The sequence below is a fragment of the Streptomyces vastus genome (assembly GCF_039532825.1).
In the GTDB taxonomy this organism is placed as follows: Bacteria; Actinomycetota; Actinomycetes; order Streptomycetales; family Streptomycetaceae; genus Streptomyces; species Streptomyces vastus.
The window spans coordinates 1-22,687 of the sequence record NZ_BAAASJ010000122.1 but is presented as its reverse complement, the minus strand read 5'-3'; the positions used below and the strand labels follow the sequence as shown (position 1 = coordinate 22,687).

Annotated in this window: 26 protein-coding genes and 4 pseudogenes; 20 read left to right on the top strand and 10 right to left on the bottom strand. The window is 68.0% G+C overall.

Annotated elements, in window-relative coordinates:
- The first annotated feature begins 683 nt into the window (after positions 1 to 683).
- The 8 genes and pseudogenes from ABD357_RS40855 to ABD357_RS40820 all read left to right on the top strand — a co-directional run.
- Positions 684 to 1,685, top strand: coding sequence for a DUF6192 family protein (locus ABD357_RS40855; protein WP_344396521.1), 1,002 nt, complete (start codon positions 684 to 686; stop codon positions 1,683 to 1,685).
- Between the two features lie 3 nt (positions 1,686 to 1,688).
- Positions 1,689 to 2,099, top strand: coding sequence for a hypothetical protein (locus tag ABD357_RS40850; RefSeq protein WP_344396520.1), 411 nt, complete (start codon positions 1,689 to 1,691; stop codon positions 2,097 to 2,099).
- 34 nt (positions 2,100 to 2,133) lie between these two features.
- Positions 2,134 to 2,466 carry a transposase gene (locus tag ABD357_RS40845; protein ID WP_344396519.1) on the top strand — a complete coding sequence of 111 codons (333 nt, stop codon included), beginning with the start codon at positions 2,134 to 2,136 and terminating at the stop codon, positions 2,464 to 2,466.
- Positions 2,414 to 3,484 carry a tyrosine-type recombinase/integrase gene (locus ABD357_RS40840; RefSeq protein WP_344396518.1) on the top strand — a complete coding sequence of 357 codons (1,071 nt, stop codon included), beginning with the start codon at positions 2,414 to 2,416 and terminating at the stop codon, positions 3,482 to 3,484. Before ABD357_RS40845 ends, ABD357_RS40840 begins: the two co-directional genes overlap by 53 nt.
- Positions 3,481 to 4,554 (top strand): hypothetical protein, encoded by a 1,074-nt coding sequence (locus ABD357_RS40835; protein WP_344396517.1) that lies wholly within the window; start codon positions 3,481 to 3,483, stop codon positions 4,552 to 4,554. Before ABD357_RS40840 ends, ABD357_RS40835 begins: the two co-directional genes overlap by 4 nt.
- Positions 4,485 to 5,780, top strand: coding sequence for a tyrosine-type recombinase/integrase (locus tag ABD357_RS40830; protein ID WP_344396640.1), 1,296 nt, complete (start codon positions 4,485 to 4,487; stop codon positions 5,778 to 5,780). The genes ABD357_RS40835 and ABD357_RS40830 overlap by 70 nt, the downstream gene beginning before the upstream one ends.
- Positions 5,781 to 5,877: 97 nt before the next feature.
- Complete coding sequence (locus ABD357_RS40825) at positions 5,878 to 6,483, top strand: chloramphenicol phosphotransferase CPT family protein (protein ID WP_344396516.1); 606 nt, start codon at positions 5,878 to 5,880, stop codon at positions 6,481 to 6,483.
- Between the two features lie 82 nt (positions 6,484 to 6,565).
- Positions 6,566 to 7,210 (top strand): annotated as a pseudogene (locus ABD357_RS40820) (IS5 family transposase); the annotation flags it as partial.
- Positions 7,211 to 7,292: 82 nt separating this feature from the next.
- Here ABD357_RS40820 and ABD357_RS40815 read toward each other — a convergent pair.
- From ABD357_RS40815 to ABD357_RS40800, 4 genes and pseudogenes are all read right to left on the bottom strand, one after another.
- Positions 7,293 to 7,592 (bottom strand): hypothetical protein, encoded by a 300-nt coding sequence (locus ABD357_RS40815; protein ID WP_344396515.1) that lies wholly within the window; start codon positions 7,590 to 7,592, stop codon positions 7,293 to 7,295.
- A gap of 51 nt (positions 7,593 to 7,643) precedes the next feature.
- Entirely contained in the window at positions 7,644 to 8,267 is a 624-nt protein-coding gene (locus tag ABD357_RS40810) for a DUF6461 domain-containing protein (protein ID WP_344396514.1), read from the bottom strand.
- Between the two features lie 12 nt (positions 8,268 to 8,279).
- The gene (locus tag ABD357_RS40805; RefSeq protein WP_344396513.1) at positions 8,280 to 8,945 is read right to left on the bottom strand and encodes a glycoside hydrolase family 183 protein; all 666 of its coding nucleotides are present in this window, start codon (positions 8,943 to 8,945) and stop codon (positions 8,280 to 8,282) included.
- A pseudogene (locus tag ABD357_RS40800) lies at positions 8,929 to 10,158 on the bottom strand (IS30 family transposase); the annotation flags it as partial. The gene ABD357_RS40805 and the pseudogene ABD357_RS40800, both read right to left, overlap by 17 nt.
- Here ABD357_RS40800 and ABD357_RS40795 point away from each other — a divergent pair.
- From ABD357_RS40795 to ABD357_RS40785, 3 genes are all read left to right on the top strand, one after another.
- Entirely contained in the window at positions 10,158 to 10,421 is a 264-nt protein-coding gene (locus tag ABD357_RS40795) for an SRPBCC domain-containing protein (RefSeq protein WP_344396638.1), read from the top strand. The pseudogene ABD357_RS40800 and the gene ABD357_RS40795 sit on opposite strands and share 1 nt — an antisense overlap.
- Positions 10,421 to 11,041: a dihydrofolate reductase family protein gene (locus ABD357_RS40790; RefSeq protein WP_344396512.1), complete on the top strand. Its 621-nt coding sequence runs from the start codon at positions 10,421 to 10,423 to the stop codon at positions 11,039 to 11,041. The genes ABD357_RS40795 and ABD357_RS40790 overlap by 1 nt, the downstream gene beginning before the upstream one ends.
- A 125-nt stretch (positions 11,042 to 11,166) precedes the next feature.
- Entirely contained in the window at positions 11,167 to 12,006 is an 840-nt protein-coding gene (locus ABD357_RS40785; RefSeq protein ID WP_344396511.1) for a transposase family protein, read from the top strand.
- Between the two features lie 170 nt (positions 12,007 to 12,176).
- Here the strand turns inward: ABD357_RS40785 and ABD357_RS40780 are convergent, their stop codons facing one another.
- The gene (locus tag ABD357_RS40780; RefSeq protein ID WP_344396510.1) at positions 12,177 to 12,680 is read right to left on the bottom strand and encodes a carboxymuconolactone decarboxylase family protein; all 504 of its coding nucleotides are present in this window, start codon (positions 12,678 to 12,680) and stop codon (positions 12,177 to 12,179) included.
- A gap of 441 nt (positions 12,681 to 13,121) precedes the next feature.
- On the opposite strand from ABD357_RS40780, the gene ABD357_RS40775 reads away from it, so the two are divergent.
- The 7 genes and pseudogenes from ABD357_RS40775 to ABD357_RS40740 all read left to right on the top strand — a co-directional run bounded on the left by ABD357_RS40775 (position 13,122) and on the right by ABD357_RS40740 (position 19,339).
- On the top strand, positions 13,122 to 13,877 hold the full coding sequence (locus ABD357_RS40775; RefSeq protein ID WP_344396509.1) for a hypothetical protein: 756 nt from the start codon (positions 13,122 to 13,124) through the stop codon (positions 13,875 to 13,877).
- Between the two features lie 262 nt (positions 13,878 to 14,139).
- Positions 14,140 to 14,502, top strand: a complete 363-nt coding sequence (locus ABD357_RS40765; RefSeq protein WP_344396507.1) for a hypothetical protein — start codon at positions 14,140 to 14,142, stop codon at positions 14,500 to 14,502.
- A gap of 735 nt (positions 14,503 to 15,237) precedes the next feature.
- Positions 15,238 to 15,759 carry an RICIN domain-containing protein gene (locus tag ABD357_RS40760; RefSeq protein ID WP_344396506.1) on the top strand — a complete coding sequence of 174 codons (522 nt, stop codon included), beginning with the start codon at positions 15,238 to 15,240 and terminating at the stop codon, positions 15,757 to 15,759.
- A 292-nt stretch (positions 15,760 to 16,051) separates the two neighbouring features.
- Positions 16,052 to 16,543 (top strand): DUF2975 domain-containing protein, encoded by a 492-nt coding sequence (locus tag ABD357_RS40755; protein ID WP_344396505.1) that lies wholly within the window; start codon positions 16,052 to 16,054, stop codon positions 16,541 to 16,543.
- Complete coding sequence (locus ABD357_RS40750) at positions 16,543 to 16,764, top strand: helix-turn-helix domain-containing protein (protein ID WP_054237256.1); 222 nt, start codon at positions 16,543 to 16,545, stop codon at positions 16,762 to 16,764. The genes ABD357_RS40755 and ABD357_RS40750 overlap by 1 nt, the downstream gene beginning before the upstream one ends.
- A 3-nt stretch (positions 16,765 to 16,767) precedes the next feature.
- Positions 16,768 to 17,952: an ISAs1 family transposase gene (locus ABD357_RS40745; RefSeq protein ID WP_344396503.1), complete on the top strand. Its 1,185-nt coding sequence runs from the start codon at positions 16,768 to 16,770 to the stop codon at positions 17,950 to 17,952.
- 135 nt (positions 17,953 to 18,087) lie between these two features.
- Positions 18,088 to 19,339 (top strand): annotated as a pseudogene (locus ABD357_RS40740) (IS256 family transposase).
- Between the two features lie 73 nt (positions 19,340 to 19,412).
- Here ABD357_RS40740 and ABD357_RS40735 read toward each other — a convergent pair.
- Positions 19,413 to 20,057, bottom strand: coding sequence for a TetR/AcrR family transcriptional regulator (locus tag ABD357_RS40735; RefSeq protein ID WP_344396502.1), 645 nt, complete (start codon positions 20,055 to 20,057; stop codon positions 19,413 to 19,415).
- A gap of 92 nt (positions 20,058 to 20,149) precedes the next feature.
- Between ABD357_RS40735 and ABD357_RS40730 the strand changes: the two genes are divergently transcribed.
- The gene (locus tag ABD357_RS40730) at positions 20,150 to 20,365 is read left to right on the top strand and encodes a hypothetical protein (RefSeq protein ID WP_344396501.1); all 216 of its coding nucleotides are present in this window, start codon (positions 20,150 to 20,152) and stop codon (positions 20,363 to 20,365) included.
- Complete coding sequence (locus ABD357_RS40725; RefSeq protein ID WP_344396500.1) at positions 20,362 to 20,520, top strand: hypothetical protein; 159 nt, start codon at positions 20,362 to 20,364, stop codon at positions 20,518 to 20,520. The genes ABD357_RS40730 and ABD357_RS40725 overlap by 4 nt, the downstream gene beginning before the upstream one ends.
- A gap of 254 nt (positions 20,521 to 20,774) precedes the next feature.
- Here ABD357_RS40725 and ABD357_RS40720 read toward each other — a convergent pair.
- From ABD357_RS40720 to ABD357_RS40705, 4 genes and pseudogenes are all read right to left on the bottom strand, one after another.
- A pseudogene (locus ABD357_RS40720) lies at positions 20,775 to 20,873 on the bottom strand (YnfA family protein); the annotation flags it as partial.
- Positions 20,837 to 21,187 carry a hypothetical protein gene (locus tag ABD357_RS40715; protein ID WP_344396499.1) on the bottom strand — a complete coding sequence of 117 codons (351 nt, stop codon included), beginning with the start codon at positions 21,185 to 21,187 and terminating at the stop codon, positions 20,837 to 20,839. The gene ABD357_RS40715 and the pseudogene ABD357_RS40720, both read right to left, overlap by 37 nt.
- A 7-nt stretch (positions 21,188 to 21,194) precedes the next feature.
- The gene (locus tag ABD357_RS40710) at positions 21,195 to 21,668 is read right to left on the bottom strand and encodes a MerR family DNA-binding protein (RefSeq protein WP_344396498.1); all 474 of its coding nucleotides are present in this window, start codon (positions 21,666 to 21,668) and stop codon (positions 21,195 to 21,197) included.
- Between the two features lie 41 nt (positions 21,669 to 21,709).
- Complete coding sequence (locus ABD357_RS40705) at positions 21,710 to 22,477, bottom strand: AraC family transcriptional regulator (protein WP_344396497.1); 768 nt, start codon at positions 22,475 to 22,477, stop codon at positions 21,710 to 21,712.
- Positions 22,478 to 22,687: the final 210 nt, after the last annotated feature.

The window sequence follows — 22,687 nt, the reverse complement described above, 5'->3', positions numbered from 1 at the left end:
CGAAGTACCCAACCCGTACGGCCCTTCTCACGTCACGGGCCGATCGCGACACCACTGCTCCCAAGGCCGCTACGGCAGTGTCGGCCAGACGAGCGCCTGGGCGACGATGACATTCTCAGTGAGTGTTTTTGAACTCTGGCCGTGAGGTGTGTACCGCTGGATGATCTGATTCGTGGTGGCTGGTGGGACGGCTCGGCGGTACTGCCGGGAGTGCGGTGATCCGCCGTCGATGTCCATGGCGGCGGAGGCAGTGTTCTGCTCGGGTCGGTGCAGGTCACGGCGGTGGCGGAGGCTGCGGCGGACCCGGCAAAGGGTGATCGCGTTGCAGCGGGGCGAGCAGGCGGAGTGCCCGGTGTGCGGTCGTTCGTGGACGGTGGGGGTGGAGCGGTCGGCGTCGGCGGTGTTCTGCTCGGACCGGTGTCGGGTGCGGGCCTGTCGGCAGCGGCAGGCGTTGCGGAAGGGCGTTACGGAAACGCCGTAGGGGAACGCCTCGCTGTCCCCATCAACATCCCTTGTTTTGCAGCGAATTGGTGGCCCATAACGGGTGCTTCGAGCGCCCCCGGTTCACGCTCTGTCTCCGCGTGTCGCGCCCGCGCCACCGCGATGGTGACCGGGGCCGGCCGCCCTTCTCGGGTCGCGCATGAGTGACCGGGGCCGGACCCAGGACAAAGGCGGTGACCATCATGACCGACCGGATTGGGAACGTCACCCGGCAACGTTACGAACAGCTCGTCACCCAGGCGAAAGAGCTGATCGCGCAGGTTTCCCGCGCGCAGTTCGCCTTGGGCGACATGGCGTTGGAGATCGAGCCTATGAGGGTGGTGGGCGGGTCGATGCCGAACGGCACGGACGACCTGTTCACCGTGACGGAGTCGTTGCAGCTGTTCGCGGACGACATCGGCGTGGAACGCCGGACCGTGGAGGACTGGCGGTACACCGCCAACCGTTGGCCGAAGGCGAGGCGTAAGGAAGGCGTGTCGTTTACCGTTCACCGCATTCTGGCGTCGGTGGTGGATGAGGACGAGCGGTGGGCGGTGATCGAGGACGCGCCGTTCAACCCGCGCAGCGGGGCCCGGCAGTGGACACCAGACGGTGCCAGGCGGGTCGTCGGCCAGCGGGTCGAACGTCCCGTCACGGTCGACGAGAAGGTCCAGGCCGTCACTGACCTGACCCGCGACGGCGAGGTCGCCGCCCAGGTGGCTGCCGGCTTGTTCAAGCGGCCGGAGGTCACCGAGCACGTCACGCCGGCGGAGAGGATGCGGGTCGTCACGGAGCTGACGAGGGACGACACCGTCGCTCAGCAGGTGACCACGGACCTGCTGCGCAGGCCGACGGTGGCCCGGTCGGTGATGCGGGACGACAGCGCGCGCATGCTGGTCAACCGGGCCCAGTTCGACAACTCCGAGGAGACCAGGGAGCGGATCCGGGAGACCACCCCGGCTGTCCGCAAGATCGAGCACACCATCGAGTACCTCGACTTGGTGGGCTCCTGCCACAGCTTCGTGGCCACCCTCGGACGACTGGTCCCCCAGCTGCGGGGCCAGGAGTTCACCGACGACGAGCGCGAGACCGTGCGGCGGCAGATCGGCCGTGTCCGGGCCGCGGCGGACTGGCTCGAAGGCGCCCTCGACAACGGCGAGTTCACGCTGGACGAGCAGCTGACCCAGCTCCTCAAGGGCGAGTAGGCGATGGCCCTTCGCACCGGCCAGCCGCTGTCCGAGCACTACGGCGACCTGGTCCGCGTCGCGCTGATGGAAGCCAGACCGGCCGGCCTGCACACCGTCCAGCTCGTTGCCGCCACGAGGCTGAAGAAGTCCCAGGTCCAGCGCGGTGTCCGGCACCTTCGCGATGTCGGCGCCGCGGAGAACCTCACCCCGATCATCTGGCGGCGCAAGGACGGCTACATGTTCTCCGACGACCCCGCGGACTGGATCGAGTACGAGAAGAAGCAACTCGCCCAGGTCCTCGGACGCCTCACCCGGATGATCACGGGCACGCTCGCCCCGCACCTGGCCCGCTGCCCCGACGACGAATGGGCCCAGCTGGTATCCGCCCAGCTCACCGGCGTGCCCGCGACCCTCGCCCAGCTCTCGAAGTAACCCCTGTCCTCTCTACGCCATCGACGAGTCCGCCATGCCGAGCCCTGACCGCCGTCGCCGCTATCCGTCCGACACCACGATCGCCGAGTGGGCCCTACTCGAACCGCTCCTGCCCGTCCCGGCCTGCCAGACCAAGACCGGCGCGCACCCCGAGAAGTGGCCCCGGCGCCAGATCGTCGACGCCATCCGCTACATCACCGACAACGGCGCGAAGTGGCGCGCGCTGCCGTCCGACTACCTATTAGTTACGTGGAATCAAGCGCCGTGGGAGGCTCCTCGTGTCCTGCGGCGTCGCCACGTACTGAGCAGATCTGGTGGGCAGCGCGGTGGTGCTGGAGGACAAGTGGCCGGTCCTGGGCCGGCATGAGCGGGCGGCCGAGTGGCTGCGGGTATGGACGGATCTGGGGCGGGCTCCACGGACGATTGACGCGTACGCGCGGGGACTTGCTGAATACCTGCTGGTCTGCGAGCGAGAGGGGATCGACCCGGTCACCGCGAACCGGTTGCACGTGGTCGCGTTCGTGAAGGAGCTGACCACGCGGCCGAGCCGCCGAGGAAGCAACGTCGTCGTGCTCGACTCGGGGACTGGGCTGGCGAACGCGACGCTGCAGCAGCGGCTGGTGCCGGTGCGGCTGTTCTACGACTACCTCATCGAGGAGGGGCTGCGGGAGTCCAACCCGGTCGGCCGGGGCCGCTACACTCCCGGCCGCCGCTTCGGCGGGCACCAGCGCGGCCTGGTGCCGCGCATAGTGAAGCTGCCCTGGATCCCCAGCGAACAGCAGTGGCTTGGCCTGCTGGATGTCGTGCGTGACGAGCCCGTACGCAACCGCGTGATGCTCGCCCTCGCCTACGATGCGGCCCTGCGGCGCGAGGAGTTGTGCTCGCTGCGGACCGACGACCTCGACCCGGCCCACCGCACGCTGCGGATCCGGGCGGAGACGACAAAGACCCGGCGTGAGCGCATCGTTCCGTACTCCGCGCCGACCGGGGTACTGCTGTCCGGCTACCTGGCCCACCGAGCCACCATCAGCCGGGCCCGCGGGCCGCTCTTCTTGTCCGAGTCCCGCCGCAACTACGGTGAGCCGCTGAGCCTGTGGACCTGGTCGAAGGTGATCCGACGCGTCGCTCTGACCGCTGACCTGCCGCGCTTTTCCACCCACACCACGCGGCACCTGTGCATGACCGTCCTGGCCAGGATGGGCTGGGAACTACACGCCATCGCCTCTTTCGCCGGCCACCGCAGCACCGAATCGACGATGACCTACATCCATCTGTCCGGCCGGGACCTGGCGGAGAAGCTGAGCCGCGGCATGGAGCAGATCCACTCCTGGCGGGTGGACATGCTCGTCCGCCCCGGCCACGCCACCGGGACGGTCGCCCGGTGACCGCACAGTCCATGCCGTCCTCCGCAGGCCAGGCCCTGGCCTGGCCGTGGCCGGTGGACCTGGCCCGCTACGACCGCCGCGGCCTGCTCGCCGAGACCGAGGCGGACGCCCTCCGCTCGTTGAGCGTCGACCAGCTCCGACACGTCGGCCTCGCTATCGCCGCGCCTGCGCTGCGTCCGGTCGCCCGGCTGGTCCGGCCCCTGGCGGATGCCCTTGGCGCCCTGCACTGGCCGCCGAACGACCGTCACCAGCGGCGGTATGCGCGCGACGCGGCCGGACTGGTGCTGATCCGCTGCGGCGAACTGGGCCGCACGTATTGGGGCTGGTCGGTGCAGGACTGGGTGGAATTGATCAACACTGACGGCGCCAAGTTCCGGCGCTCGTGGGGCGGCCAGATCGGCCCCAACGCCCGCCCGTTCCTCATCGCCTACGCCTACCTGCTCGGCGACTTCACTGCCTTCGACCGGCTCGGCCGCTTCCAACGGCCGAGCCTGGCCCACCGCGTCTTCGGCACGGAGCCCGTTGATGACACCATCCGGCAGGTCTGCACGACACTGGCCGACTGGGGCTACCGCCGCGGAGCCGACCGGCTGACCTCCGCCATCTGCCAGATCCTGCTGCTCAACCGCAGCCCCCTCCTGCAGGACCTGTCCGACGAGGCCCTGGCCGCCATCCGCACGGCTCCGGCCATGCACGGGCAGTGGGGCAACGATCTCCACGGCATCCACCGCGCGGTCGCCGCCCTCGGGCAAGCGGACCCGCCGCCGCACGGCCCCGGCACGGCCCCGGCCTCGCCGCGATCGAAGGCACCTCGCCGGCCTGGGCGGACTGGGCCGAGCGGTGGTACGCGACCTCCACCCTCACCCCGAAGATCCGCGCCAGCTACCGCAGCGTGCTGGCCAAGATCGGCCGGTGGCTGGCCTGCGAACACCCCGAGATCACCGAGCCGGGCCAGTGGACCCGCCAGACCTGCGCGTCCTGGGTCGCGACGGTGGACCGCATGGCAGTCGGCGACTTCTCTCAGTGGATCCACGGCATGCGCTCCCAGGACCGGATCGGCAAGCCGCTGACGCCCGAGTCGAAATCCGGCTACCTGAAGGTGCCGCGGGCGTTCTTCCGCGACCTGCACGAATGGGAGTGGATCCCGCGCCGCTTCGACCCCGCTCACGCGCTGCGCACTCCTCGCAGCGTCCGGGCTCTCCTGGGCCCGGACCCGCGGGTGATCGCCGACGACATCTGGGCCAAGCTGCTGTGGGCCGGCCTGAACGTCGAGCCCGGCGACCTGCCGGCCGCCGACAGTCGCACCTACCCAGTCGAACTCATCCGCGCGATCACGCTGACCTGGCTGTTCGCCGGACAACGCAGCGACGAGATAGCCCGGCTGCGGGTCGGCTGCATCCGCTGGCAGCACGACGGGATGCCCATTCCCGGCGACTCCGGCGAGGTGCTGGCCCGCGACGCCGTCTGCCTGCTAGATGTGCCCACCCACAAGACCGGCACCGCGTTCACCAAGCCCGTCGACCCGCTGCTGGGCCAGGCCATCGAGGCATGGCAGGCCATCCGGCCCGAGCAGCCCGCGATGCTCGACCCCAAGACGGGCGAGTACGCCGATTTCCTGTTCGCCCACCGCGCCCGCCGGGTCGCCAAGCACTACATCAACACGGCGATCATCCCGATGCTCTGCCGCAAGGCCGGCGTCCCCACCGCCGACGTCCGCGGCAACATCACCAGCCACCGGGCCCGGTCCACCATCGCCAGCCAGCTCTACAACGCCAAGGAACCGATGACGCTCTTCGAATTGCAGGAGTGGCTGGGGCACCGGACTCCCGAGGCGACCGCGCACTACGCGAAGATCACCCCGAACACGCTGGCCAGAGCCTACAACGACGCCGGGTACTTCGCCCGCAACGTCCGCACCATCGAAGTGCTCGTCGACCGCGACGCGGTCACCTCCGGCGCCGCCGCCAACGGCGAGCCATGGCAGTACTACGACCTCGGCCACGGCTGGTGCACCTACACCTTCTTCGAGCAGTGCCAGCACCGCATGGCCTGCGCACGCTGCGACTTCTACACCCCGAAGGACTCCAGCAAGGGCCAGCTACTGGAGGCGAAGGAGAACCTGCAGAAGATGCTCGCCAGCATCCCGCTCACCGACGACGAACGCGCGGCTGTCGACGAGGGCCAGGCCGCCTTCGACCAACTGCTGGAACGACTCACCGACGTCCCCACTCCCGCCGGACCGACGCCACAGCAGATCGGAGTCCCCCGCCACCGCGACGCTGCTGCCGGTCGTTGACGTTCGCCAAGGCAAGCCTTGAACCCTGCCAGGCGCCGAGATCCACTTCAAATCCCCTGAACGCGGCGCCGGGGCAGCACCATGTGACCATGCGGATATGACACCTGGTCGGATCATCTTCCTCAACGGCACGTCCAGCTCAGGCAAGTCGAGCGTCGCGCGGGAACTCCTGGACATCCTGGACGACGGCGTCTTCTTCCACCTAGCGGTCGATGCCTTCAACGCGATGCGCAGCAAGCGCGAGCTTGGAGCGGAGGAACTCGACGCCGCGCTGCGGCGCACCCGGATGGGCTTCCACCGCTCGATCGCAGCCATGGCCGAGGCGGGCAACGACATCGTGGTCGACCATGTGCTGAGCGAGCAGTGGCGACTGCTCGACTGTCTAACGGTGCTGCGACCTGAGGACGTCCTTTTCATCGGCATCCGCTGCCCGCTGGACGAACTGACCCGCCGCGAGCAGGTGCGAGGTGACCGCCCGTCGGGCCTTGCGGCGCACCAGTACGACCTGGTTCACCGTCACGGCGACTACGACCTGGAGTGCGACACCAGCACTGCGAGCCCACACGAATGCGCCCAGCGGATCAAGGAGTTCCTCCCGCACCGCCCCAGCCCCACCGCTTTCACCCGCCTCCGTCGGCGCTACCTGACCGACGGCAAGCAACCCCCGACGGCGACCCAACTGCACTCGATGAGCGAACTTTGAGTGAATTCCGACTCAAGATCCGCCGCAGGGGCCGTCCCCTCCTCGCGCGGCAGGAGCTTGACAAATCTGATTCCACAGAACTCCGTGGGAGACGGTTTACGGGTTCTTCGCCCGCTGGAACCGCCGGGGCGTCGTCACCTTCATCCGTGACCAGCTCCGCCGCCGTCTCCGCACTGGCCTGGGACGATGCCCCTACCCGGTCACGCTGATCGTCGATTCGCAGTCGGTCAAAGGCGCCACCACGGTGAGCCGGGCGACTCGCGGATTCGATCCCGCGAAAATGATCAACGGGCGGAAGAGACACCTCGCGGTGGACACGAAGGGCTTCCCCATGATGATCATGGTGACGCCCGCCGACATGCAGGACCGGGACGCCGCACGCGAACTACTCTGGCGCCTTCGTCTCACGCACCCGCAGATCACCCAGGTCTGGGCCGACTCCGCCTACGCCGGCCGACTCGTCACCTGGGCCGAGGACTTCCTCCACATCACCCTCAAAACCGTCTCCCGCCCCAAAGGGGCTAAAGGGTTCGTCGTCCTCCCGCGCCGCTGGCGTGTCGAACGCACGCTGGGGTGGATCATGAACGCCCGCCGCAACGCGCGAGATTACGAACGTCTCCCACAGCATTCCGAGGCTCATCTGAACTGGTCGCTCATCACCCTCATGACCAGGCGGCTGACCCGGAAGAAGCCCGCCCGCGACTGGGCGAAGAAGCCGAAGACGACCGGCTGATCCGGCCTACGAGGACGACTCGGAGCCGTCGTCGCCGAACTACTCGCGCCAGCGCAGGACTCGACGCTCTGCCACATCACCCGGCCGCGATCTGGTTCGAGGTCAACCTCTCTGGTCCGGCTTCGACCAGCGTGGCCAAGTGCTCCTTCGTGCCCATCACCGTCCGCGGCCCGCGCCGCGCTGCGGACGAGGTCGCTCGCATGGTCGATCCGGAATAGCGCGCCTCGCCGACCTGGCCACCACCCGGAAGGTCATCGCCGAACTCGCGCCGACCAGAGACGAACCCGATCCACCCGAGACGACCACCGCCTACCAGGCCATCCTGAACGCTTTCAACCAGCACCCCGACCAGGCATTCCGGGTCCGCAAACGGCATCTACCAGAAACGGACTTAACGACAAGGGAGACCGGCAGGGGCGGGAAGAACTCATCGGTCTGTCGTCGACAGGCCCGCCGCCGGCAGCCGACGTTCCTCCGAGTCCTTTGGCACCCACAGCCCGAACCGGCTCTCCAACTGCTCCAGAACCTGCGTCGGGGACATGCGCTCGCCCGACGGCCAGCCGAGCGCCAACGGCTCGGCCCCGTCGTCGTACGCCGGAAAAAGGGGGTCGAAGGACGACAGGACACGCCCGTCCACCGCGTACTCCACCCGCTGTACGGCGTTCACGTCCCGGCTGACGGCGATGACGCGGATGCCCCGGGAGAGCGTGGGGAGGTAGCTCACGGCGGAGACGTACGATACGGAAGCCTGGATCGCGAAGGCCCAGCCCTCGATTGAGCCGGCCCGGATCACGGCGTTCGTCGAAGGGCGCAGGAAGCCCAGTTCCTCCACGGCCTCCACATCCAGATCGTCCAGGTGGTCGAGATCATACGGCTCGTCCGCCGCGTTGCGGGTCTCGATCTCCCGGGCCTCGAAGGCGGTGAGCGGGAAGACGGACTCGCGCCGGGCACCGAGGCGTTCCAGCACCTCCTCCGGCGTGAGGTCCTCGCAGAAGACGAGGCTGTAGCCGAAGTCATACGCCTCGTACACCCAGCGGAGTCCGTCCGTCATTCCGTCACCTCGTCAGCATCTCGGTGGGCAGGGGTTGGGGTGGGCGGCGAAGGACACCCAGCGGGGCTTGTAGATACTGGGGTCCTTGTAGTGCGAGCCCTCGTCGGACACCCGGCTATCGAACGTGTTTACATTGTAACTGAACGTGAAGTGTGTTCCGTCGGAGTTCAGTTGAGGGTGGATGTGCGCGTTGTAGGCGAAGACGTTCTCGTCGCCGTACGTACCCCACAGTCCGGTCTCCGGCATCTTGTACACCTCGGCCTGGTTGTACCAGCCGCCCGCTGGATCGCAGGAGGAATAGGCGTACACCTGGGCGTTGAAGGCCAGGTTGCTGTCCTGGGTGAGCAGCATGAACTGGCCGTTCCAGGGGGTGACGCTGTACTCGTTGGCCACGCCCCTCAGGGAGTTGGAGGTGCGCCGCTCGTCGAGGGCCCACCGGTTGTGCGCCGGGTCGAGGAACTCCCAGCGGGTGTTGAGGTCGTCGCCCAGGACGCGCGCGACCCGCATGGATTTCCCGGTGGGGGCGTCGTCCACGCCGTAGATGTAGGTGTATCCGTCGCCGCTCCTGCTGGACGGCAGGATCCCCGATCCCCAGGTGACGCCCGCCGCCGACGGCAACGGTACGACGCTCAGCGGGGAGTTGAGGTCGGAGACGGCGAGTTCAATTGGTCGTTGCAACACCGGGCTGTTGCAGCGAGCGTAGCTGTTCTTCGAAGACCTCGGCCGGCGTCCGCCAACCGAGGATCTTGCGGGGCCGGTTGTTGATCGCCATGGCGACGGCTTCGAGGTCCGTGGACGACCACCGGGAGAGATCGGTGCCCTTCGGGAAGTACTGACGCAGCAGCCCGTTCGTGTTCTCGTTCGTCGGTCGTTGCCAGGGCGAGTGCGGATCGGCGAAGAACACCTTCGTCCCGGTGTCGAGAGCGAACTGGGCATGGCCGGAGAGTTCCTTCCCACGGTCCCAGGTGAGGGTCTTGCGTAGCTGCTCGGGCAGCTGCGTCATCGACGTCGTGAGCGCCGCGTTCATCGCGATCGCGCCATAGCCCCCGAGTGAGGTGCCGTTCTTCACGGGCGGAATCTCGCCCCAGCCCTCGAGCCGAGGCAGGTGCACCAGGAGCGTGGAGCGGCTGCTGCGCTCGACGAGCGTGCCGATTGCGGATCGGCCCGTTCCGATGATCAAATCGCCTTCCCAGTGTCCGGGGACCGCGCGGTCCCCAGCCTCGGCGGGGCGTTCGCTGAGGACGACGTCCGCGGTGACATGCCCCTGCGGCTTGTTCTGTGACCGTGCACGGGGAGTCCGCAGCGCCCGGCCGGTACGCAGACACGTGACCAGCTCCCGCTTGAGCGCGCCACGGCCCTCGATGAACAGCGCCTGGTAGATGGCTTCGTGGCTGATGCGCATGGACTCATCATCGGGGAAGTCGGCATGGAGACGGTGTGAGATCTGCTCCGGGCTCCATGCCGTCGCCCATCGTCTGTCCTGCCGATGCGGCTTGTTCAGCCCTTTCCACGCGGGCGTCTTGGGGCCGGTGACGATCGTGCCGTCGGGACGACGGACACTGCCGGCGAGCCGATCCTGCACGTACTCACGCAACCTGTCGTTGCCTGCGAGCTTCGCAGTCTTCGGGCGCTTCGCGGCCTGCTGCGCCTTCCACTGCGCGACCAGAGCCCGGTAGACCGGCTTGCCGCCGCGGGTCGCCGCGTTGCGGCGCAGCTCGCGTGAGATCGTGCCCGCGTCGCGGCCGATCCTGCGGGCGATCTCGCGCACGCCGAGTTCCTGGGCGCGCAGCAGCGCGATCTCCTCGCGCTCGGCGAACGACAGGTAGCGGCCGGTGGGCTCGTCCAGGCTGATGGGCGGCATGCCGCCAGCGTGACGACTACTCCGAGTGGATCCGCTGGCTGCGGATCGCCCCTCCGGAGCGGATCGCGCTGCTGCACGGTGAGTCCCGCGACGACCCGAACGCCTTCGAGTCGGTCCTGACCTTCGCGCCGGACGGCGCGGCGACCCGGATCGTGATGCGCACCGTGTTCCCCACCAAGGAACTGCGCGACGAAGCGGTCGAGAAGTACCACGCGGTCGAGGGCGGCCGGCAGACCTTGAGCAACCTGGCGGCCTACGTCACCGAGATCGTTCGGAAGGGGGCGGAGGGCTGATGGCCGGGAAAGTGTTCTTCAGCGTGTCGATGTCGCTGGACGGGTTCATCGCGCCCGAGTCCCTCGGGGACTTGATGGGGCAGCAGTGGATGGAACTGCAGCAGTGGATCTTCCCGCAGCGGTTCTTCCGGGAGAACCTGAAGCTGGGCGAGGGCGGCGAGGAGGGGCGCGACAACGACATCGTGCGGGAGACGTTCGAGCGCACCGGCGCGAGCGTCATGGGCAAGCGCATGTTCGACGCCGGCGAGCAGATGTGGCCGGAGGAGGCGCCGTTCCACACGCCGGTCTTCGTCGTGACGCACGAGAAGCGTGACCCCTGGGAGCGGCCGGGCGGGACCACGTTCCACTTCGTCAACGACGGCATCGAGCCCGCGCTCGACCAGGCCCGCGAGGCCGCCGGCGACCGCGACGTCCGCATCGCGGGCGGCGGCGCGACGATCCTGGAGTACGTGAACGCCGGCCTGGTCGACGAGTTCTCGATCGCGCTGTCGTCCGTGTTGTTCGGCTCCGGAATCCGCCTGTTCGAGGGCGTGGACGCGTCCAGGGTCGCGCTGGAGCCGGTCCGTTCGGAGCCATCGTCGCGGGTGACGCACCTGACCTACGCCGTGCACCCACGGTAGCCGCGCCACCACTCCACCTCAGCGACCCGAGCACCCACGGCGCACACGCTTGAATCAGCAGGCCACCACGGCCAACTGCGAATAGCTGCGTAACTGGCGGACCCCCGGCGGCAGTTGAGTTTGGTGTGAAGAAAAACAACGGTCTCACCGAGGGCCCTGACGGCCTTGTCTACACCGCCCGCCTGCCGCTGTCGAGCGCCACCCTGAACTATCTCGCCGGCCTGATACGCGGCCACTGCAAGAAGATCGGCTCGCGGTGGCGGGCCCTGCCCTCGGGAAAGATCGCGGGGATCGTGCTGGCAGTCCTGCGCTGTGACCAGCGGCCCGGCGATCTGGCCGGCGGGAACGGGGTGCACCGCACCACCGTCACCCGCTGGGTGCGGGAAGTCGTCGGACTGCTGGCTGCCCGTGCCCCGCGTCTGGACCGCGCGCTGAGGAAGATCGCCCGGAAGGGTGGCGGGGTGGTGCTGCTGGACGGCTCCCTGATACGCACCCGGCGGCGCACCGGGACCGAGAACCGGAAGAACTATTCGGGCAAGCACAAATGCCACGGCCTGCTCGTGATCGCTCTCACCGACGACCGCGGCCGACTGTCATGGGTCTCCGCGGTGCGGCCCGGACGGTCTTCGGAGATAACCGCCTGCCGCCACGACAAACTCACCGCTCACCTGCGGGTGGCCGGTCTCGGCGCCATCGCCGACCTGGGGTTCGTCGGACTCGACGATGCCGGTCCGGACGCCGACCCGGCGGTGATCACCGGCTACAAGGCCGCCCGCAACCGGCCCCTGACCCGTGGTCAGAAGCTGTCCAACAAGGCACTGGCCGCGGTGCGGGCCCCGGTCGAGCACGGCTTCGCCCATCTCAAGAACTGGCGTGTCCTCGGCAAGGTCCGCACGGATCCGAGGTGGGCGACTGCGCTGGTGCGGGCCCTGCTGTTGCTGACAAACCGGGAAGTCGCCCGCTGACGGATGACCTTGTCGGTGGACTACCGCTCCGGACCTGCCCGAGCCTCCCGACGCCTACGCACACCAGGCTATCTGACGTGCAGTTTTCACGATGCACCCTGCTCACTGAGGACGAGTGCGCACAACCGGGTTCGGAAAAAGCGGACCTGGCTGCTGCCCGAGACATCCCGTCAGCTCATGGGGGGCAGTCCGGGTTCCGGCAGCACCTGCAGGGAGTTCAGGGTGAAGGCCAGCAGATGGTAGTGACCCACCAGCATCGGCAGCTCGATCAACTGGCGCTCCGTCAGGTGCTGGGCCAGCCCTTCCCACGTCGACTGGCCGATCCGGGCGCCGGAGTGCAACTCGTCCGTGGCCCGCAGCAGCAACGACTGCCGTTCCGTCCAACCCGGCGCGTCGGGACCCGCAGCGACCCGCGCCATGTCGTCCGATGACAGGCCGGCCTTCGCGGCGATCCTCACGTGTTGGCCCCACTCGTAGGGCGACTTGCAATTGCGCGCCACTCGAAGGATCACCAACTCGCGTTCAGCGAAGGGCAGGTCGCCCGCAAGCAGCAACTGGCTGCTGAAGGGAAGCCAGGCGGCGAACAACTCCGGATGGCGAGCAAGGGTTGTAAACACATGTGCCTCACCGAGCGAAGACACGCCGAGGCCTAGTGAACCGATGTCGGCGGACAACGTCTCCCGCACGGATTCAGCCCATTCATCCGCGGGCTGCGGAGGAATGCGGGGCGCGGCGGGCGACAGCGGGGGCTCTGGCACGCGGCCACGCTACGCCAAGGGCAGTCCGGGGGAAACGCCGACGACAAGCCATGTCGCTGAAGCGTCGGATCATCGGGGCGTTGAGCTCGTCGTGAGGGATGCTCTGAGGTGTCGGATGCCTCGTGGGTGGTGACCGCGCCACCGTCGCCGCCCGCGGTCCGGTCTGCGGCAGCTGGCGGAATCTCTGCCACGTGCTCCCAGTGCCGCAGCACGGAGACACGTTCGGTTGAGCGTCTTCGGGGCGTCCTGACGTCAGCAGGTCTGTTTGTAATCCCGCAACGAGGGGCGCGGGAGTGCGGGTACGGTCAGCATTGCCGTCTCGCGCTGCTTCCTCGATGGGGCGGGGACGGGGGCCGCATGCAGTTCATAGAGGTGACCGAGTTGGCGGGGGTGCGCTCGGCGGTCATACGGTTTCGCAAGCCGGGGACGGGGCTCGAGTTCCTGCTCTTCCCGATGATCCACCTCGGCGAGGCGGACTTCTACCAGGAGGTGACGGTCCGGCTGCGCCGCCGCTGCGATCTGGTGATCGCGGAGGGAGTCGGCAAGGGTTCGGTCAGCGCGGACGCGCTGGTGGCCTCGTACGCCCGGTTGGACGGGCACGAGCGGCTGGGGCTCGTCGTGCAGGACATCGACTTCGACACGCTCGGCATGCCCGTGGTGTGCCCCGACATGGGCGGGGAGGAGTTCGAGGAGGGTTTCCGGCGGCTGCCGTTGAAGGAACGGGTGATGCTGGCCGCGATGGTGCCGGCCGTCACGGCGGGCATGCGGCTGTTCGGCACCCGCCGCTACCTCGCCCGGTATCTGGCCACCGAGGACCTGCTGAGTGAGGCCGAGGAGGCGACAGCGGACTTCTTGCCGGGCCTTGAGGATCTGGTGATGCGGCGCCGCGACCGGCTGCTCGTGCGAGCGCTGATGGATTTCCACCGCGGTTCTGCGGACAGGACCGGTTCCTTCACCATCGGCGTCGTCTACGGCGCCGAGCACATGCGCGCCGCGGCCGACGCCCTGGTCGGCCTGGGCTACCACGCGTCGGACGCCGACTGGCTGACGGTTTTCCTCCTGGACCTCCCGGACAGGTCGGGCCCGGAGGGCACCCGGGCCCGCTCGGGGTGAGAGTGCGCTGCATCGGTGCGGTGCGCGGCCACCACACGCACGAGGACCGCCTGTGACGCGGTGCTGCCGTGTTCCGGACATGTCCGCCGCCCGGCGGAACTCGGTGCCTGGGGCCCCGACCTGGCGAGCGCTGGATTCCGCGTGGACGCCGTTCCGGGAGGGTGACGATGCGACGAAAGCGCCAGCGCTGTTCGGGGGTGAGCTGGTGGAGTCCGAGGTGAAGCGGGGGAGTGTCTTGTAGGTCGGCACGGTGGGCTCCTCCGTGGGGCACGCAGCCCCCGGCGGCCGGGGGCTGATTTGTGGGCGGGTCCGTATAGGGGGCGGGGACTCCGGCCCCGAGCGCAGGGCCGGGTCCGGCACCTACTCCCATCCCAAGGAACGCCACCAGGACGGCCCGCTCCCCGTTCTCCAACGTCGACACCGCCCGCTGGGACTGCACCATCACCCGCACCTGGACGAGGTCCTCGGCCTGCAGTTCTCCTACAGCTACTCCAGCCCCGCGCAGCTGGGTGACCAGAAGGACGCCTTCGAGCGCGATGTGCGCCGGGCCCTGACGGAGTTCAGCCCTGCTGGCACGTTCGACGAGCTCGTACGGGCGGAAGCCATCATCGCCACCCGCCCCTGACGTCCCGCCCGCCGAAGCCGGGAACGGCCGATCCTCCCGTACTGACGCGTCCGGGACCGTCGTTACCGGCCCCGGACGCTGCACCAGCACACCACAGCGAGCACGCCCAACTCCCGGGCAGGGCCCGCCTCGTGTCAGGCCCGGTAGGTTCTCCGGCGTCACAACGGTGCCAGCTGGACCAGGTTGGGGGCAGGAGCAACCCTGCCGCCGGGGACCCGTTCGCGGGCACCAGTTCGGACGGCACCTCGCCGGTCGCATGAGAGAAGTCGACGGTGCCGCCGGAGAAGGCCGCCTCGCCGCTCGCCGACTGCCCCAGCGCTGCGAGTGGTAGCCGACTACAGATCCCGAAGGGCAGCACAACTAGGCCAGCCGGACTGCTGTGGGCTGCAGCGTCGGAGCTATAGGGCCTGTTGTGAAAGTGCTGGTCGTAGCCCTTCGTTGAGGGTTGTGACCAGCACGGTCGCCTCGTATCGGACGACGGACGAGACGCGTCGCCTGAGTGCCCCTCCAGGCAGTTCAGCGAGGGCGGGAAAGGACAGTCCAGGCGGGGACAGCTCCAACTCCCCGCCTGGAAAATGCAATTATCACGAGAGTCGCTGAAGCAGGTGAATCCACCCTCCAGGCCTTGTTGGAGATCAATCCCTCCCCTCACGCTTTTTAGTGTTCACCGAAGTATTCCGAAAAGAGGGGTTCCCTGTGCCCAATCAGGCTCGTTCGATTCGTAACGCCGTCGTCTTGGCCGCCACCATCGCTTGCACCATGCTCGCCACCGCACCGCAGGCGGCCTCAGTCGAACCCCACGTGGACATGGTCAACCGGATGGACGGAAGCCGGCTCGCGCTCCTTAACGACAGCACCGGAGAGGAAGCTCAGGCGATCACACTCCGCGACCCCCAATACAAATACAAGACAGAACAGTGGGAATCGAACTTCACCAAGGACAGCCAGGGAAACTGGTACGGCACAGTGCGGAACGAGGCCGCCAACAAATGCCTCCAGCCGTCCGACCCGCAGCCACAGCGCGGGGGCACCATCGTGGTCAAGACCTGCAACGGAAGTGACGACCAACTGTGGCTGGCGACCCCGGACACAGACGGCGGCACCAACTGGTGGCAATACCGCCCGAAGACCGACGAGAGTCTGGCAATGACCCTCAAGAGTTATGTGGGCCCCGGTGCGTGGAACCACCTCTACCTCGATACCGCCTACAAGTACCCGAGCGCCGACCGGCTGTGGAAGTTCGAGCCGAATTCCTGATCCACCCACCAAGGTGAACCAGACCATGCTCTCCCTCACCCGACGCGAGCAATGCTCAGTATCTGTGGATCGGCCTCGGGGCAAGGCTTCTGCGTAGTCGTATGGCGTCCGATTTGTGGCTAAGCGAGGTCGACTTCGGCAAGATCGAAAACCTTCGCATCGCGCCATGCCGCGGGAGGGGGCGACGGCATCCCGCCATGGTGCGAAACCGCCGCCCGCCCTCCGACCCAGCCCTTGCTTCACCTATCGAGATTCGATAGATTCCCATCGTAGCTCGATGGAAGGATGGGTCATGGGAAAGCTGACAGTGCGCGCGCTGCGCGCCGTGCTCGTGGTGGTGCTCACCGGCACCGTGTTCGTACAGGCATTGATGGTGTGGGCGTTGGTCAGCGGGAGTGACCCGGAGGACGGGTCGCTCCCGCTGACCCCGCTGCGCGTGATCACGATCCTGGGCATCGGGACGGCCCAGGTCGCCCTGGTCTGTGTATGGCGACTGGTAACGATGGTGCGACGCGGAACCGTGTTCTCCCGCGCCGCCTTCCGGTACGTGGACGTCATCATCGGCGCGATCGTTGCGGCTGCTCTCGTGTGGTTCGCAGTCACGGCCCTGAATGCGCCCGGCCAGCGGGACGACCCGGGCGTCACCCTCATCATGGGCGGGATTGGCGTGGCCATCCTGGGAGTCGCGCTCATCGTGCTCGTGCTGCGGATGCTGCTCGCCCAGGCCGTCGCGCGCGACGTCGAAGCGGCGCAGATGCAGGCCGAGTTGGACGAGGTGATCTGATGCCGATCGCCGTCGACATCGACGTGATGCTGGCCAGGCGGAAGATGTCCGTGGGCGAGCTCGCGGACCGCGTAGGGATCACGCCCGCCAACCTGGCGGTACTCAAGAACGGCCGCGCCAAGGCGGTGCGCTTTGCGACGCTCGCCGCGCTCTGCGAGGTGCTCAAGTGCCAGCCGGGCGACCTGCTTCGCTGGGAGGCCGAGGACACCGCGGGCGAATGAACCGTGCCTGCCGACGCGTCATCGCCGATCCCGCATGCCTTTGACCAACTCCGCGAGCATCCCGGGGCCGTACCCGGGGAGATCCCGGTCCTGCTGGAGCGTCTGGCCGAGGTGCCCGACCCTCGCGATCCGCGCGGCGTACGGCACGCTCTGGTCGTCCTGCTTGCGCTGACCGCGTGCGCGGTTCTGGCCGGAGCGACCTCCCTGCTGGCGGTGGGTGAGTGGATCAACGACGCCCCGCCGTCCGTCCTGGAGCGTCTCGGCGTACGGCCCGATCCGCTGTCCCCGAAGCGGTGCCTGCCGGCGGAGGCGACGGTGCGTCGGCTGCTGGGCCGCATCGACGGCGACGCGTTGGACCGGGCGGTGGGCCGCTGGCTGGCTGACCGGCGCGCTGGGGCCGACGGCCGGCTGCACGCAGTGGCGGTCGACGGCAAGACCCTGCGCGGAGCGGCCAGGGCCACGGGCCGCAAGATTCATCTACTCGCCGCCTGCGACCACCTCTCCGGCCTGGTCCTGGCCCAACTCGACGTTGGCGAGAAGACCAACGAGATCACCTGCTTCCAGCCTCTGCTGGAGACCCTCGCCGATCTGGCGGGCGTGGTCGTGACCAGCGACGCCATGCACACCCAGCGCGAGCACGCCAGCTACCTGCTCGGCCGAGGCGCGCAGTACATCGTGATCGCGAAAGGGAACCAGAAGAAGCTCCACAAGCAGCTCAAATCCCTTCCCTGGAAGCAGATCCCGCTGCAGGGCCGCACCCACGACACCGGCCACGGCCGCGGTGAGATCCGCCGCATCAAGGTGTGCACGGCGAACAGCCTGCTCTTTCCCGGCGCCCGCCAGGCCATCCGGCTCAAACGCCGCCGAATGGACCGCAAGACCGGCAAGGTCAGCATCAAGACCGTCTACGCGGTCACCAGCCTCGCTGCGGAACAGGCCACACCCGCCGAGCTCGCTCGGCTGATCCGCAGCCACTGGAAGATCGAAGCCCTGCACCACGTCCGAGACGTGACGTTCGCCGAGGACGCCTCCCAGCTGCGAACCGGCTCCGCACCTCGCGCCATGGCGACCTGGCGCAACCTCGCCATCGGCGCCCTTCGCCTCGCCGGGAAGAGCAGCATCGCCGCCGGCCTCCGGCGCAACGCCCGCGACGCCAGCCGACCTCTCGCCCTCCTCGGACTCACATGATCAAAACGGACGTCACGCGACTACGCCGAAGCCCTGGGCCTCGGGGATGCACGCGAAGGGCGTACCTTCCCGAGTGATCGATTGAAGGTCACCGAGTAGACCGGCGTTCGCAGCGCCGGCCGGGAAGGTACGCCCATGCTCACGGTAGTCACCGAGGACGGCTCGACGCGAGACGGGTCCCTGCTCGATGGGATCGTCCGGGAGGGGGCGAGGCGGATGCTGGCCGCCGCCCTGGAGGCCGAAGTTGACGCGTATATAGCTGAGTTGGCCCAAGAGAAGGACGAGCGTGGACGGCGGCTCGTGGTCTGCAAAGGTCATCACCAGTCGAGGCAGGTGGCCACCGCTGCCGGAACCATCGAGGTCAGGGCCCCGCGGGTCAACGACAGGAGCGTCGATGAGGAGACGGGCGAGCGTAGGTTCTCCTCGGCGATCCTGCCGCCTTGGGCGAGGAAGTCCCCGAAGATCAGTGAGGTACTGCCGCTGCTTTACCTGCATGGCCTGTCGTCGGGTGACTTCGTGCCCGCTCTGGAGCAGTTCCTCGGCTCCTCGGCCGGTCTCTCGCCCGCCACCGTCACGAGGCTGACCGCCCAGTGGCAGGCTGACCACCAGGCGTTCGGCGAACGCGACCTGTCCGATTCGGACTACGGGTACGTCTGGGCCGACGGCATCCACCTGCGCATACGCCTCGGCCGAGGCGAAGTCGTGCGTGCTGGTGCTGATGGGCGTGCGCGCCGATGGCACCAAGGAACTGATCGCCATGGCCGACGGCTACCGCGAGTCAGCTGACTCGTGGGCTGACCTGCTGCGGGACTGCCGGCGCCGGGGCATGCGGGCACCGGTCCTGGCAGTCGGCGACGGCGCCCTCGGCTTCTGGAAGGCCCTGGCCGAGGTGTTTCCCGAGGCTCGCCATCAGAGGTGTTGGGTTCACAAGATCGCCAACGTATTGAACGCGCTTCCGAAATCCGCCCAGCCCGGAGCGAAGAAGGCGCTGCGGGAGATCTACAACGCCGAGGACCGTGAGCATGCGCTGAAGGCCGTCGAGGCGTTCGAAAAGACCTACGGGGCGAAGTTCCCCAAGGCCGTCAAGAAGATCACCGACGACGCCGACGAGCTGCTGGCGTTCTACGATTTCCCAGCCGAGCACTGGATCCATCTGCGCACCACGAACCCGATCGCGTCGACCTTCGCGACCGTCCGCCTGCGGACCAAGGTCACCCGGGGCGCCGGCAGTGCGGCCGCCGCCCTCGCCATGGTCTTCAAGCTCGTCGAGTCCGCTCAGGCCCGCTGGCGAGCGGTGAACGCACCCCACCTCGTCGCCCTCGTCAGAGCCGGAGCCCGCTTTGAACGCGGACACCTTGTCCAGCGCCCCGAGGCTCACGCAGCCTGACTCACCTCCACTGATTCACAGGTCTCTTGGCAATACAAGATCACGCGAGACGAGACAGCAGAAGGCGCTGAGGTCAGTGCGCCGAGCCAGGAGTCCCATCGGGCCGTGACAGATCGCCCAGATGTGTGAGCAGCACATCGACACATTCCCGCGGGTTCAGGATCTCGGGGTGCAGGACGGCGCTGAGGCTGAGTCCGTCCAGGAGTGCCGTCAGCCGCTCGGTCTCGACGTCGGTGTCGAGGCCGGGGCGCAGGGCGCCTGATGCGTCGAGCCGGGTGAGCACGCGGCGCACCAGCCTTCTCTCGCCTTCGGCGGCCTGGCGCGACAGGTCGCCGAAGGCCGGGCTGGTGCGGGCGGCGGTGTTGAAGTCCAGGAAGACGGTGACCTCGGCGCGGCGGTGTTCGTCGAGTGGCAGAAGCTCGGCCAGGAGCCCGGCTGCGAGCTGGAGTTGTTCGGGACGAGGGCGGCGGCCCAGGTCCCCGATCCGCTCAACGTGTTCGAGCAGTCGACTGCCGACCCGGTCGAGCATCGACTGCATCGCAAAGCGCATCAGGTCCTGCTGACTGGCGAAATAGTGCCGCAGGGAGCCGATGTTGAGCTGGGCCTCGCTGGCGACGGCTCGCAGCGAGGTGCGCTGCAGACCTTCGCGGACGACGACTCGGAACAACGCGTCGACGACGAGGCGACGGCGAGCGTCCGGGTCTACGTGCTTAGGCATGAAGCCTTTCTATCACGCCTGTGATACAACGGATGTATCACAGGCGTGATAGAACCAGTGGAGGCTTCTTCGTGGAGACGTACCTTAATTTCATGCTCATCAGGTTCGCCCTGATAGCGGGCGGCCTCGTGGTGCTGGCGCTGCTGATCTTCGCCATTGCCCTGACTCTCAAGCGCAGGGGCAGGCTCGACGAGGTACGTCGGTATGCGGACCCCGTGATGAGGGCCGGGCTGCGTGTCGCTGCCCGACGGCTCGAGGGCGGGAAGAGCGGGGCATCCTGGTCTCGGCGACAGGACGGCCGGCGATGACCGGCCTCGGAGCGGAGTCGTCGGACCTCCTGCACCACCTGTTGCTTGACCGCGCGATCAAGGTCGTCATCGTGGTCTTGGCCCTGGGCATCCTGGCGCTCGGGATGACGGTGATCTGGCGGAGGGCTGGACGTGCAAACAAGCGGCTCGACTGAGTCAATGACACTCAACTGATCCACAGCTATTGACTATTCCTCCCCGACGCCTCTTGCCGGGTGAGGGAAAGCATGCGTACAGGGCAGGCGGGAGGAGTCGGCCGCCGCTGCGGCATCAATCACCTCAAGCTCACAGGGCGGTCGCCCACGGGATACGACGAACTCACCGTCCGATACGAGACGACCGTGCTGGTCGCAACCCTCAACGCTCTGAACTGCCCCTCTGGGCACCGGGCAAGCTTCTGCCGCCCCGATCAATGGGTGCGGGGTGTGTACATGATCACGGCCATCCCTTCCATGCAGACCAGAGCGCCGATCACGTCGTAACGGTCGGACCGATGGCCGTCGGCGACCGCGGGCGGCGGCGTGGGCGGGGCCGCCCGCGGTCGGCGGACATCGTGTAGCAGCATTCGCCCTCGCCTGCGGTCTTCGGCGCGCCGGAGCAGGAACGGCCGCGCTGGCCAAGCCACCAGGTTCCGGCGGCGAGCACGGCCAGAACGACGGTGAGGGCAGGAAGCCAGCCCACCACCGCCCCGGTGCCGGCACCGACGACACCCGCTGTGATCAGGACGGGCAGCGCACAGCACGCCACACAGGCCAGCGCGGCCAGGCCCCCGAGCGCCTTCGGAGCGCGCCCAGGGCGGGGGTCAGCAGCAGGGTCCGGCATGACGGTTCTACTCAGCGAGGTCGGTGAAGGGGATGGGGCAGCAGGAACTGGACGCGCAGACGGTCAAGTCGTCGCACCCGGCGTCGACAGCAGCAGCCAGGGCGGTGCGGATGGTGGTCAGATCCGCGATCTTCGCGTCGACCTCGGCGAGCTTGGCCGCAACCTGCTCCTGGAGCACCGCCACGGGGCGGCCGTGGCGGTGGCGGCCGGCCTCCAGAAGCTCGGCGACGTCCTCCAGCGTGAACCCGAGCCGCTGGGCAGCCTTGATCACGCGCAGCGCAGTGACCGCATCCTCGCCATAGAGGCGGTGGCCCCTGGCTCTATTGGTGAGAAGTGAGGCCAGCGGAAGGTGAGTTCTGACTCCACCTGGCGCGGGCGGAGTACGTATCGGTGAGTTTTGGGCTCTGGCACAGATCTTGGGGAGCGGTCGCGGAGCGTCACCCCGATGTTCGATTGAGATGGGTCGGGTTGTCGACGCCAAGTAATTCCCCAGGCGAAGACGTTGTCGAGCAACGGGGAGCGTCAAGGCGTCCGAGGGGCGAGCAGGCGTCGCAGTGCTGTCGGTGTACGGCCCAGGTACTGGCGCATGGTCCTGCTCATGTGTGCCTGGTCGGCGAAGCCGAGGTCTGCGGCGAGGGCGCCGAGGTTGCTCTCGCCCTCCTCCAAGCGGTCCAGGGCGCGGCCGATGCGGATGCGGTTGCGATAGCGGGTCACCGACACCCCCAGTTCGCGGCTGAAGGATCGGCTCAGGCGGTAGGGCGAGACGCCCAGCACTTCTGCGAGCGGGAGCAGTCCGTCCGAGGCCGGGTGGCCTTCGGCGATCGCCTGGCGGGCCGCTGCGACGAGAGTCGCTTCGTTTCTAGGGGCCTGTGCGCCAAGCGGTGTGGGCCCGGAGACGACTTGGCCGACGGTGGTGGCGAGCAGGCCGAGCAATTCTTCCGTCAGCGCGTAGTCGACGTCCCCGGTCCGGGCGGTCGCCAGGAGCCGGCGATGGGTGAGGTCGAGGCGGGCATCGACGTACACGCTCTGTGTGGCCAGGCGCGCGACGTCGCTGGCCATGACTTGCCAGAGCGCCGGCGTCAGGCTGATGGATGTGCAGTCGTCGCCTCCGGCGGGATGGGCAAAGTGCTCTTCCTCGCCCGGCACGCCGATGTAGGCCATCGTCGAGTCGATGTCGGCGTCGGCTCCGGCTGCGCGCCTGCGGAACCGGCCACGGCGCACGAGCACCACCCGGTAGTCCTCACGTACTTCGGGCTGCGACCAGCGCGCATGGTCGTCCTGGCATGTCACAGCTGTGACGCTGAAGTCGGGTCGGGTAGCGAGAGTGGTGGCTGAGAGCACCGTTGAACGCTACGCCGAGGGTCTGACAATCACCCGCGCAAGGATGTTCAAGACGGGGACCTAGGGCCTGTGTGATGTCGTGATCATCTTGCCGATTCGGGTCCGCTCGGAGGGCGGATCCGATAGGAAGATGGTCGTGACGCGCAGGCAACTTACCGA